At 48.8% G+C, this 12,134-nt stretch carries 14 protein-coding genes; 4 read left to right on the forward strand and 10 right to left on the reverse strand.

Annotation, left to right across the window (positions count from 1 at the left end; genetic code table 11):
* Positions 1-2 precede the first annotated feature (2 nt).
* The 8 genes from ACUZ8J_RS13900 to ACUZ8J_RS13935 all read right to left on the reverse strand — a co-directional run bounded on the left by ACUZ8J_RS13900 (position 3) and on the right by ACUZ8J_RS13935 (position 6,984).
* Positions 3-362: a rhodanese-like domain-containing protein gene (locus ACUZ8J_RS13900; RefSeq protein ID WP_011716501.1), complete on the reverse strand. Its 360-nt coding sequence runs from the start codon at positions 360-362 to the stop codon at positions 3-5.
* Positions 363-631: 269 nt separating this feature from the next.
* The gene (locus ACUZ8J_RS13905; protein ID WP_011622169.1) at positions 632-949 is read right to left on the reverse strand and encodes a putative signal transducing protein; all 318 of its coding nucleotides are present in this window, start codon (positions 947-949) and stop codon (positions 632-634) included.
* Between the two features lie 256 nt (positions 950-1,205).
* A complete protein-coding gene (gene secF / locus ACUZ8J_RS13910) occupies positions 1,206-2,153 on the reverse strand; it encodes a protein translocase subunit SecF (protein ID WP_011622168.1) in 948 nt (315 codons plus the stop codon).
* A 12-nt stretch (positions 2,154-2,165) separates the two neighbouring features.
* Complete coding sequence (secD, locus tag ACUZ8J_RS13915; RefSeq protein ID WP_011625762.1) at positions 2,166-4,016, reverse strand: protein translocase subunit SecD; 1,851 nt, start codon at positions 4,014-4,016, stop codon at positions 2,166-2,168.
* 17 nt (positions 4,017-4,033) lie between these two features.
* Positions 4,034-4,366 carry a preprotein translocase subunit YajC gene (yajC, locus tag ACUZ8J_RS13920; protein WP_011622166.1) on the reverse strand — a complete coding sequence of 111 codons (333 nt, stop codon included), beginning with the start codon at positions 4,364-4,366 and terminating at the stop codon, positions 4,034-4,036.
* A gap of 26 nt (positions 4,367-4,392) precedes the next feature.
* Positions 4,393-5,517, reverse strand: a complete 1,125-nt coding sequence (gene tgt / locus ACUZ8J_RS13925; protein ID WP_011622165.1) for a tRNA guanosine(34) transglycosylase Tgt — start codon at positions 5,515-5,517, stop codon at positions 4,393-4,395.
* 161 nt (positions 5,518-5,678) lie between these two features.
* Positions 5,679-6,716, reverse strand: coding sequence for a tRNA preQ1(34) S-adenosylmethionine ribosyltransferase-isomerase QueA (queA, locus tag ACUZ8J_RS13930; protein ID WP_011622164.1), 1,038 nt, complete (start codon positions 6,714-6,716; stop codon positions 5,679-5,681).
* Positions 6,717-6,780: 64 nt separating this feature from the next.
* On the reverse strand, positions 6,781-6,984 hold the full coding sequence (locus tag ACUZ8J_RS13935; protein ID WP_011622163.1) for a hypothetical protein: 204 nt from the start codon (positions 6,982-6,984) through the stop codon (positions 6,781-6,783).
* 182 nt (positions 6,985-7,166) lie between these two features.
* On the opposite strand from ACUZ8J_RS13935, the gene ACUZ8J_RS13940 reads away from it, so the two are divergent.
* The 3 genes from ACUZ8J_RS13940 to ACUZ8J_RS13950 all read left to right on the forward strand — a co-directional run bounded on the left by ACUZ8J_RS13940 (position 7,167) and on the right by ACUZ8J_RS13950 (position 9,219).
* The gene (locus ACUZ8J_RS13940) at positions 7,167-7,793 is read left to right on the forward strand and encodes an acyl carrier protein phosphodiesterase (RefSeq protein WP_011622162.1); all 627 of its coding nucleotides are present in this window, start codon (positions 7,167-7,169) and stop codon (positions 7,791-7,793) included.
* 104 nt (positions 7,794-7,897) lie between these two features.
* On the forward strand, positions 7,898-8,452 hold the full coding sequence (locus ACUZ8J_RS13945; RefSeq protein ID WP_446694165.1) for a protein disulfide oxidoreductase: 555 nt from the start codon (positions 7,898-7,900) through the stop codon (positions 8,450-8,452).
* Between the two features lie 95 nt (positions 8,453-8,547).
* Positions 8,548-9,219 carry an RluA family pseudouridine synthase gene (locus tag ACUZ8J_RS13950; protein WP_446694166.1) on the forward strand — a complete coding sequence of 224 codons (672 nt, stop codon included), beginning with the start codon at positions 8,548-8,550 and terminating at the stop codon, positions 9,217-9,219.
* 135 nt (positions 9,220-9,354) lie between these two features.
* Here the strand turns inward: ACUZ8J_RS13950 and ACUZ8J_RS13955 are convergent, their stop codons facing one another.
* Positions 9,355-9,789 carry a hypothetical protein gene (locus tag ACUZ8J_RS13955; protein ID WP_374920179.1) on the reverse strand — a complete coding sequence of 145 codons (435 nt, stop codon included), beginning with the start codon at positions 9,787-9,789 and terminating at the stop codon, positions 9,355-9,357.
* 335 nt (positions 9,790-10,124) lie between these two features.
* On the opposite strand from ACUZ8J_RS13955, the gene ACUZ8J_RS13960 reads away from it, so the two are divergent.
* Positions 10,125-11,504 (forward strand): Gfo/Idh/MocA family oxidoreductase, encoded by a 1,380-nt coding sequence (locus ACUZ8J_RS13960; RefSeq protein ID WP_011625755.1) that lies wholly within the window; start codon positions 10,125-10,127, stop codon positions 11,502-11,504.
* A 52-nt stretch (positions 11,505-11,556) separates the two neighbouring features.
* On the opposite strand, the gene ACUZ8J_RS13965 is transcribed toward ACUZ8J_RS13960, so the two are convergent.
* The gene (locus tag ACUZ8J_RS13965) at positions 11,557-12,081 is read right to left on the reverse strand and encodes a CIA30 family protein (RefSeq protein ID WP_446694167.1); all 525 of its coding nucleotides are present in this window, start codon (positions 12,079-12,081) and stop codon (positions 11,557-11,559) included.
* Between the last annotated feature and the right edge of the window lie 53 nt (positions 12,082-12,134).

Here is a 12,134-nt window from a genome sequence, read left to right on the forward strand (position 1 = left end):
AATTACTCTTGCACCACGGGCAGCTGGCGTTGGATCCAGCCCTTGTAACCACCAATCAAAGAGGCGACCTTTTGGTAACCCATTAGCTGCAAACTGCTTGCCGCCAGCACTGAGCGTGCACCGCCCGCGCAGTAAAGCAACAGAGGCGTATGTTTATCGGGAAAGCGCTGTTCTATGTCGCGCTCAATAATGCCGCGGCTCATGTGCTTCGCCTGCGGCAGGTGATCCTGTAGCCATTCATTATCTTCGCGGACATCTATCAACACCCAAGCGTCATCGGCTTGATAGGCTTCAATACTCACTTCAACAACATGGGGACGAATCGATTCGACAAGGGCTGAAAAAGCACTGGATGGATGCATCAGATCCTCCTTAGATAAGGGATTGAATGACTTAGCTAATATGAATTGAAGTGTAATTCGCTACGCGGGGAGACGCAATCCTTGCGGTTAACGGTATGTGACAATCGCGGACTTTATGAGCCAAAGCGTGCGTAAGGTGGAATCACCTTCCGTCCCTTTGCCTTGCTCGGGTAGCAGACGCTTAACGCTGATAGCAAGCCGCATTGCCAGCGCTGTGAATTCAACGCTTCGCAGTGCTAGCGGTTTGAGGCCAAGTGTATGGGATAAGATTAGTTATGGCTTTCGCTGCGCTCGGCGCTGCAATGCCAACACAATTCAAAGTTGCCCTCGTTCATCTCATGGCATTGCACGCATTGCCACTGGGGACTCACGACGTCCAAGGCACTTAACTGGGCCTGTGCTTTTGCCAATTGCGACTCGCGCACCCAAAGCTCAATGTTATGCAGCCCAGCGGGCAACTCACCCACACCGCCTAATAAGGCCTCGCCACGTAACTCCACATGAATACCACAGGCTTCTAACAATCCCTTCCATGTGTGGGCCTGCAATAAGTTTCCACCAGCAACTAACGTCTTACGTTCTTCCATGCGACATCCTACAACAATACTCTCTAGATATGGGCAGCCGACATCCTACTGTGAAATAACCGAGCCTGTCGAGCGCTGTTTTTTGCAGCAGTTGTTAATAAAATTAACATTTAGGTTTTACAGCATTAGTCACTATAAAGTTGTGAGTTTGCTAGCAGATTATCGGAAAGGTCAAAATCCACCGAAAAAAAAGCCACCTTCAAGGTGGCTTTTTTTTCAACAGTCGTGATACACGACCTCGAGTCTCAATGCCCGATTAAGGCATCATCGAAGGCTGGTCAGCACCTTCTTTCTCGACTTCAACTGGCATCATATGCTCACGGCAAATGCCCAGTTTGATCGCAAGGTAACTTGCTACGTAGATAGAAGAATAGGTACCGACGAAAATACCCAACAAGAGTGCTGTCGCAAAACCGTGGATCATAGTGCCGCCCTTCAGGAACAGCGCCACAACGGTCACCAGCGTCGTACCCGTAGTGATAATGGTACGGCTCATGGTTTGCGTGATAGAGACGTTGACCACTTCTTCTGGCTCGCTCTTACGCATCTTGAGGAAGTTTTCACGGATACGGTCAAACACAACGATGGTATCGTTAAGTGAGTAACCCACAACGGTTAACACACCGGCTAATACGGTCAGGTCGAATTCCAGTTGGAACACAGAGAACACACCTAAGGTCACAATCACGTCGTGGGCAAGTGCTGCCACCGAACCGAAGGCTAAACGCCATTCGAAACGGAAAGACACGTAGATCATGATACAGATAAGCGCGACCAATACCGCTAAACCGCCCTGTTCGGCCAGTTCTTTACCCACTTGAGGACCAACGAATTCAACACGTTTCTGTTGAACGCCCGCATCCACTTGTTGAGCCGCAGCCATGACAGATTTGACCTGTACATCGCTGCTCACGCCTTCTTTCACCGACAGACGCACTAATACGTCACGGCTCGAACCGAAGTTTTGCACCACCGCACCGTCTAATTCAGGCGCAGACAGCTTAGTACGCAGCACGTTTAAATCGACGGGTTGAGTAAACTCCATCTCAACCACAGTACCGCCGGTAAAGTCTAAGCCCCAGTTAATGCCTTTGGTCGCCAGAGACACCAGCGAACCAAATACCAAAATGGCAGACATGATACTGATAGGCAGCGCATGACGGAGGAAGTTAACCGTACGTTTTAAAGATAAAATTTCTAACATTTTCGCTTCCCCTTAGATAGACAGCGTCTTCACGCGCTTACCGCCCCAAATCGCGTTCACGATTGAGCGAGTACCCACGATAGCGGTAAACATCGATGTCGCAATACCGATCATCAGGGTCACCGCGAAGCCTTTGATCGCGCCAGTACCCACGGCGAACAGGATCAGCGCTGTCAAGAAGGTAGTGATGTTAGCGTCGGCGATGGTAGAGAATGCGTTACCGTAACCTTCGTGAATCGCCTGCTGTACGCTGCGACCTGCACGTAACTCTTCACGGATACGCTCGTAAATCAGTACGTTACCGTCAACCGCCATACCCACTGTTAACACCATACCGGCAATACCTGGCAGTGTTAATACGGCGCCAGGGATCATAGACATCACCCCAACCACCATCACTAAGTTGGCCGTTAAGGCTAAGTTGGCGATCAAGCCGAAACTACGGTAGTAAACCAGCATGAAGATAAGTACGACTGCCATACCCCAAATCATGGCTTGCACACCGCTTTCGATGTTTTCTGCACCCAGGCTTGGACCGATAGTACGTTCTTCCACAATCGATACGGGCGCAATCAGAGCACCAGCACGCAGCAGCAGTGCGAGGTTTTGTGCTTCACCATGGCTTAAGCCGGTGATCACAAAGTTACGACCTAAACGCGCTTGAATGGTCGCCACAGAAATCACTTCTTGGATTTTCTGCATCTTGACGCTGCCATCGGCGTTACGCTCACCGCTGTCTTTATATTCGATGAACAAGGTCGCCATCGGTTTACCGATATTGTCCTTAGTCACGTTAGAGAAAATGGTACCGCCTTTAGCATCGAGGTTGATGCTCACCTGTGGACGGCTGTATTGGTCGAAGCTAGGTTGTGCGCCAGTGATATGATCACCCGTTAGCATCACTTCCTTCTTCAGTACCACTTGACCACCTTCACGGCGTTGATACACCTCAGAACCCGCAGGTACACGGCCAGATTGCGCCGCATTGGGGTCAGCCTTATCGTCCACCATGTGGAATTCAATCGATGCAGTTGCACCTAAGATTTCCTTGGCGCGGGCAGTGTCTTGTACACCTGGCAGCTCGACGATAATACGCTCAGCACCTTGGCGTTGAACCACAGGCTCAGCTACCCCTAACTCGTTCACACGGTTACGGATAGTGGTAATGTTTTGCTGCAGCGCTTCTTCTTTAATCTGCTTAAGATAGGTTTCGCTCATGACGGCTTGCAGGGCAAAGTCTTCACCCTTGCTCACATCGCTGAACACCATATCGTTGCTGCGAGATTTTAAGAAACGTTCTGCACTGGCTAAACTTTCGGCATCACGGAATTTAATCTCGATACCTTGCGCATTGTTGCGAATGCCCGCGTAACGGATTTTTTCTTCACGTAATTGAGAACGGAAATCGGCCACTTTGGCCTCTTCCATCTTGCGGATGGCTTCGCCCATGTCCACTTCCATTAAGAAGTGCACACCACCGCGAAGGTCCAGACCGAGTTTCATTGGGCTACCGCCCATAGACTCGAGCCACTGCGGTGTGGCAGGGGCAAGGTTGAGTGCCACGGTAAACTTGTCACCTAAATCTTCGGCGATGGTTTCCTTGGCCAGCAACTGTTGATCCGCGTTTTGTACGCGAACCAACAATTGACCTTTTTCAAGCTCAGAGCGTTTTACCGCAATGCCCTTACTGGCTAACAGCTCGTTCACTCTGGCTTGGGTAGATGCCGTGACTTCAGCACCTCGAGTCGCCACTACTTGCACCGCATGATCTTCACCGAACAGGTTAGGTACGGCATAGAAACAACCTATGGCGATGACGAGCACCACCATAATGTTTTTCCACATTGGGTATTTATTTAACACGCCTGAGCCCTCTTGGCTTACAACGACTGGATAGAGCCCTTAGGCAATACAGCTGCAATGTAATCTTTTTTAATTGTAATTTGAGTCGTGTCGTTCAAGCTCAGTAACACGTAGTCATTTTCATCGCTGATCTTTGCAATCTTACCTAAGATACCGCCGCTGGTCAGGACTTCGTCGCCCTTGGTTAAAGATGACATCAGGTTCTTGTGCTCTTTAACACGCTTAGATTGCGGACGGAAAATCATGAAATAGAAAATCAGACCGAAAATCACCAGCATGAAAATCAATTCCATGGTGCCGCCACCCTGTGGAGCGCCTGCAGCATTTGCATATGCATTTGAAATGAACATAGTTTTCTCTTCTTATTAGCAAAAAATCAATCGACTAACTCTGGTACTTCACGACCTTGACTGGTATAGAAGTCCTTTACAAAGGCGTCTAATGTACCCGTCTCAATCGCCCCGCGCAAACCTTCCATTAACATTTGATAGTATCTCAAGTTGTGAATGGTGTTTAAACGCGCACCCAGAATCTCATTACAACGATCTAAATGGTAAAGGTATGCCCGTGAATAGTTTTTACAGGTATAACAATCACACTTAGGATCGAGCGGTGAAGTGTCATCACGATGACGCGCATTGCGGATCTTAATCACACCTTCACTGGTAAACAGATGACCGTTACGGGCGTTACGGGTTGGCATCACACAGTCAAACATGTCGATACCACGACGCACACCTTCAACTAAATCCTCTGGCTTACCGACCCCCATCAGATAGCGAGGTTTGTCCGCAGGAATTTGTGGACAGACATGCTCAAGAATGCGGTGCATGTCTTCCTTAGGCTCACCTACGGCCAAACCACCGACGGCATAACCGTCGAAACCAATTTCGACTAAGCCTTTTAAGCTCTCGTCGCGTAAATCTTCATAAACACTGCCTTGGATGATCCCGAATAATGAATTGGGGTTTTCCAGACGGTCGAACTCGTCGCGTGAACGCTTAGCCCAACGCAGTGACATCTGCATTGACTTGCGCGCTTCATCTTCTGTCGCCGGATATGGAGTACATTCGTCAAAAATCATCACCACATCACTGCCCAATGCATGTTGAATTTGCATTGATTTTTCAGGATCTAAGAAGATTTTCTCGCCGTTGATTGGCGAACGGAAATGCACACCTTCTTCGGTAATTTTACGAATGTCACCCAAACTGAACACTTGGAAACCGCCCGAATCGGTCAGAATTGGACGCTGCCAGTTCATAAAATCGTGCAAGTCACCATGCTTACGCATGATTTCTTCGCCAGGACGTAACCACAGGTGGAAAGTGTTACCGAGCAGAATGTCTGCGCCAGTAGCACGCACTTCTTCAGGCGTCATGCCTTTTACCGTGCCGTAAGTACCAACAGGCATAAAGGCTGGGGTTTCCACCGTGCCGCGTTCAAAAATCAAGCGACCACGGCGCGCACGGCCGTCGGTAGTGTCGAGTTCAAATTTCATAATTCACCTCGCCAGATAAACAGTCTGACTACATTTGTAATGGCAAGCGCCATTTTGATTAACAATAGAGATAGGGGCAGATCCAAAAGGTTCAACCTTTGGCTGAAAAAAATTACCGCCCAAACTCAATGTGGGCGGCTATTTTAAAACAAAATCTTGGTCTAGTGAGCTTTTTTCGTCACAAACATGGCATCGCCATAGCTAAAGAAGCGATATTTTTGCGTGATTGCGTGTTGATACGCCGCCATAACATGATCAAAACCAGCAAAGGCACTGACCAACATAATGAGCGTCGATTCCGGCAGGTGGAAGTTAGTGATCATGGCATCGACGATTTGGAACTGATACCCAGGGTAGATAAAGATATCGGTATCACCGCTAAAGGCTTTCAGTTCGCCTTCACTTGCACGGGCCGCACTCTCCAGTGAGCGCACGGACGTCGTGCCCACAGCAACCACACGCTTGCCTGCCGCTTTAGTTTGGGCAATTAAATCCACCACATCCTGCGGCACATTGGCCCACTCGGAATGCATTTTGTGCTCGAGCACGTTATCAACGCGCACGGGCTGGAAAGTCCCTGCGCCGACGTGCAAGGTCACAAACGCGATATTCACGCCCTTGGCCTTTAAGGCGTCGAGCATTGCATCGTCAAAGTGTAATCCCGCCGTTGGAGCGGCAACCGCTCCGGGGTTTTGGTTATACACGGTTTGATAGCGCTCTTTATCGGCATCCTCATCGGGACGGTCAATATAAGGAGGCAGTGGCATATGCCCTACCGCTTCGAGCACTTCTAAAATCGTCAGGTCAGATAAGAGTTCGAGCTCAAATAAGGCGTCGTGGCGCGCAGCCATCTTCATCTCATAACCGCCATCGAGGTGGATAATGCTGTCCACCTTCGGGGATTTAGAGCTACGCACATGGGCGAGGATGCGCTTATCGTCGAGCATACGCTCAACTAAAATCTCGAGCTTGCCGCCGCTGGCCTTTTGGCCAAATAAACGCGCAGGGATAACTCGAGTATTGTTAAATACCATTAAATCGCCGGGATTAATCATCCCCAGCAGATCGGTAAACTGTTTGTCGGCGAGCGTGCCAGTATTGCCATCTAAGGTTAACAGACGTGACGCATTGCGTTGCGCCATGGGATAACGAGCGATGAGTTCGTCGGGAAGATCGAAGGAAAAGTCTGTTACGCGCATGCAAAGGCCTCTAGATAGCTTAGAACGGCGGCTAGTCTATGGTTAGAGGCCAATAAGATCAAGATTACTTGTTCGCGATATCCATATCCGCGTCTGACTCATTTAGCACATTTGAGGCTAACGCATCATCGACATCATATTTAGGCCGAGTCCGCGAAAAATGATCCATACGAAAGCTATGTTGCTCATAGGGAATATCGACAAGCACTTTTTTACGCTTAGGGCGCTCGTCTTTACCGAGCATTTTGGTAAACCAGTTCCACATCATCCATGATCCTTAACAGGTTAATTGATTGGTGCATTTTCAGTCCCGCGTCAGCATTTACCCTCCAATTGAAACGCTAACGTAAGCACTCCCTTAGAAAAGCACACGATTTTTGCCTATTTGCGCTTTCCTCAGCGCGCCCGCCCATGATACCGTGAACTAACGCGATTAACCAAGCACAAAAAATGAACATTCTTACACACTTACATCTGGCCGAGATCAGTAAAACCCACCTAGGTGCCAATCTGGCAGGCAATTTTATCACCGCGCCAATCGATTCTGCGCCGCAAGCACTTCGCCAAGGACTGTGGTTAAACCAAGAAATCAATCAGCTCTGCGCCACCCATGAACTGACCCAAGAGCTGATGGCCCTGTTCCCTGCCCAGTTAACAAGCATAGCAGCAGATTTGATGTTCGTAAGTTTCGATCATTATTTAGCCTACTACTGGGAAGAATATCATCACCTACCGCTACCCGAGTTTAGCCAAAAAGCCTATAGCGAACTGGCAGAATTTGCCGCGCAAAGCGATGAGTATCACCCACAATCCTGTCAGGACATCATCGCCGATATGCGCCGTCAAGATTGGTTAAACGCTTACGCCACACCTAAAGGCATTCAACAGGCATTAACGCAACGGGCTAAAGGTCATCCGCACAGTGCCTTATTTAACGGCGCGGATAAACTGTTAGCGAAAATGCAGATTGAGACAGAAACCGCCTTTCGTACCTTCTACCCTCAGTTGATGGCCTACACCCGTATTTGGAGTCGTAAAACCCCGAGTGACTATTTACCCAGTGGCTCAGCCGACTAAGCTCGAAGTCGAACGCCTGCATTCTGGTATCAAGCCTTGTTTAAGCCTAAGCGTTTACTCTAACGCCTTTGCGATAACGCATATTCAGTGAGGTTCCCGTCACAGTGACGTCAGCAAACTCAAGCCCTAAGCCAGCTCAACCACTCAGTTGGCGCCAAAAACTGCAAAGCCCGCGCTTTTGGCTTAAACAGCTTAGGGATCTTAGTATCATGGCGCTGGTGCTCTACGGCGTCAGCCTCTATTTGCAACGGGATATGATCACTGGCCAAGCGCCAGTATTAAGTGGTATTGCCATTGATGGCAGCCAGCTTGCGCTTAATGTCGCGAAGAGTGAGCCAACATTTGTGTATTTCTGGGGCACTTGGTGCCCGGTGTGCCGCGTCACCTCCCCTATGGTTGAGAGTATCAGCCAAGACCATAAGGTGATTTCGGTGGCCGTGGCTTCTGGCAGTGATCGCGAGATCCAGCGCTATATGGACGAGCATCAATATCACTTTCCGGTGCTAAACGATGACAATGGTGAGCGAAGTACTCAGTGGGGCGCGATGGCATTTCCGGCTATTTATATTATCGATACCCAAGGGGAAATTCGTTATATCACCTCGGGAGTCACCTCGACTTGGGGCATGAAGTTCAGATTGTGGTTGGCTCAGTTCTAGTTCAGTTTTAACAGCCTCAGCCAATGCCTGCTCGAGAATATACTGCTTAGTGACTGATATTTTGCTAGTATGGCCGCGCAAATGATGAGGATACGATGCAGATATTTGATTACCAGCCCCCTTCAGTCCCTTGGTTAGATCTTCGCTATCAAGATAGGGATTTGATCATTATTAATAAACCCTCTGGATTGTTGTCTAACCCCGGCCGAGCCGCACATACCTTCGATTGTGCCCTCACCCGACTACAACGCTTGTATCCTGACACCATTCTCGTGCATCGACTCGATTGCGCCACCTCAGGCATTATGGTGTTTGCTCGCAACAAAAAGGCCGAGTCCCAGTTAAAAACCCAGTTCCAAGATAGGCAAAACGAGAAAGTGTATATCGCCGAGGTCATGGGTTTGATTGCAAAGGATGCTGGGATAATTGATTTAGCCATCGCGCCCGATCCCGAGCACCCGCCCTATCAAAAGACTCAAACGGCAGGGACGGCTGGCGCAAAGAGTGCTCTGACCCATTACCGAGTGCTAGAAAGACGCGAAAACAGCACCTTAGTGGAATTAACGCCACAAACGGGCCGTACCCACCAGCTGAGGGTGCATATGCTCGCCTTGGGGCATCCCATTCTTGGGGATGAGTTTTATGGCGATGATGAAGTGATAAAAGCCAGACCGAGACTCTGCCTTCACGCCCAAAGTTTACGTTTTACCCATCCTTACTCGGGTAAAGCCATGCATTTTTACAGCAAGCACCCTTTCTCGGTTTAGCGCATAACCTTAATCAATAATCCTAATTAATGAATAGGCCCTAAAAAGACACGAGGTCGCCTTAAGCGACCTCGTATTTAGCCAATCGGCTTGGTATTTGCCGATTTATTGATTAGCGTATTTCGCTGCGACTCATTAAGCCACGCGCTGATTGAAATCAATATCCGCCATCAACTTATCGACTTGGAAATAACTGCCCTGCTCATTGCAAAACTGCAGTTGCATGGCAGGCGTCACCATAAAATATTCACCGAAGAAGTTGCCGCCGACATCTTCCACTTTTTGGCCCTGCGGCGTATCGGACAGATTCACTTCATCCAAACTATGGCAGCCATCGCTAAACCAGGTTTCTAAATAATATTTGTCCGCTTCTTTATAGAGGGTAATTTTGTCACCAAGCAGTGGACGCTCATCTAACCAACGACCAATAATTTCTCGATTTTGCATATCTGACTCCCGCCAATGAAGGCGACGGCGTTTTTCAATCCCAGACATCCTGATATCCTTATGCAATACCCACTCACCAAAAGTGAACGTCAGTTGTGGTAGTACATTAAGCATAGAACCCATTTACCGCTTTACTCCCCCGAGTCGCAAATTACCCCAAATCCACCATAAAATGTAATTTTTTGGTTAAATTAAATTTGCTAAACGTTTAAAAACTAAAAGATAATTTCGCCTGATTAATTAATCGGCAGTGTAGCTTAATTAGAAAATAAAAACGCGATCTTTATCACTATTTACCTATCGCTAAAGTAAAGATAAATACCTTATTTCACATCTTACGCATTCATCCCCACGAATGAGCTTGTTACATCTTTTATTATTCACTCAGCTTAGGATTCTGATATAACAAACGGGATATATATCGCCCTACAAATAATCAAAAATAATGCAGGAAGCTTATGCACAATATTCATCGCCGCCATTTTCTAAAAGCCGCGGGCGCCGTTACCGCAGGCCTGGTTACGGCCAATATTGCCCTCAATGCCAACGCCAGCAGCGTTGCCCCTAAACCCCGCGTAGGAAAATCCGTTATTGGACTTATCGCCCCGAAAATGGAGCTGGTCAGAGTCGGTTTTATCGGTGTGGGAGAGCGGGGTTTTAGCCATGTCGAACAATTCTGTCACTTAGAAGGCGTGGAACTTAAAGCCATTTGTGATACCCACCAAGCCGTTATCGATAGAGCCGTTGAGCATATCGTTAACCAAAACCGGCCCAAACCTGCGGTCTATACAGGGAATGATCTCAGCTATCGCGAACTGTTAAACCGCGATGATATCGATATTGTGATTATTTCTACCCCGTGGGAATGGCACGCTCCCATGGCCATAGATACCATGGAAAGTGGTAAACACGCCTTTGTGGAAGTGCCATTAGCACTGACAGTGGAAGAATGCTGGCAACTTGTCGACACCGCCGAACGCACTCAGAAAAACTGCATGATGATGGAGAACGTCAATTACGGCCGAGAAGAATTGATGGTGCTCAACATGGTACGCCAAGGTGTGTTTGGTGAACTGCTCCACGGTGAGGCCGCTTATATCCATGAGCTGCGCTGGCAAATGAAGGAAATCGACCATAAAACCGGTTCGTGGCGTACCTACTGGCACACCAAACGCAACGGTAACTTATATCCGACCCACGGCTTAGGGCCGATTTCTCAATATATGAACATCAACCGCGGTGACCGTTTCGATTATCTCACCTCCATGAGTTCACCCGCGCTCGGGCGCGCGCTGTATGCCAAACGAGAATTTCCCGCCGATCATGAGCGTAATCAGCTCAAGTACATCAATGGCGATATGAGCACGAGTCTGATTAAAACCGTTAAGGGCCGAACCATAATGGTTCAGCACGATACCACCACCCCGCGGCCTTACAGCCGCCATAACCTTATCCAAGGCACCAATGGCGTTTTTGCCGGGTTCCCAAACCGGATTGCCGTTGAGCACGGCGGCTTTGGTAAGAGTTACCACGAGTGGGATATGGACATGCAAAAGTGGTATGACAAATACGATCACCCACTGTGGCAACGCATCGGTAAAGAAGCCGAAATCAACGGCGGTCACGGCGGGATGGATTTTGTGATGCTCTGGCGTATGGTCTATTGCCTACGTAACGGCGAGGCGCTCGATCAGGATGTGTACGATGGCGCCGCTTGGTCTGTGGTGAATATTTTAAGTGAGCAATCGCTGAATAACCGCAGCAACTCGGTCAACTTCCCCGACTTTACCCGCGGCGCGTGGGAACATGCCACGCCCTTAGGGATTGTCGGCGCCTAGAGCACTCGAAAGCGGGCGGTTAACGTAAAGGGATAAACTCAGGTTTATCCCTTTAATAGCAACCGATCGATCTAATCTTCAACGAAAAATCACCACTTTGCTGCGCGCCAATCACCAGCCCTATGCTAGTCAAACGGCTTAAATCGATCGCAGCACGCTCAATCGGCTTACCACGGCACTGGGGATAAAACGCCGTAAAAGGAATTTCGATACGCTGCCAGTGAATAATACTGCCACCATTAACGCCAAAGGATTGATGCTTAGCATCGGGCATTGGCGCCTGATAAACCGTACTCTGCGGTGTATCGGCATCCTTAAGATTCACTTTGTAATGCTTACTCCTGTCGCGGTCGAGTTCGAGGTAAATCCCACTAAACTCCCCGACATCAAGCGGTGCAAACTCGCAGCGCACCGAGGCAAACCCACCACCATTGGCTAGCGACACATGGCCGCTAAACATCCCGTAACCTAACGGAGAGATGGTGAGCTTACTGCGTGACAGGCCGCCCATCACAGTATCATTGACGCCATACCAAGACTTAGCCGCACCTAAGTCCTTAAAATCGAAAAGGATCATAACTACTCCCATAAAAAAAGCAGCCACCGAGGTGACTGCTCTTATGATACTTT

This window comes from Shewanella sp. Koi 1 (assembly GCF_052907445.1).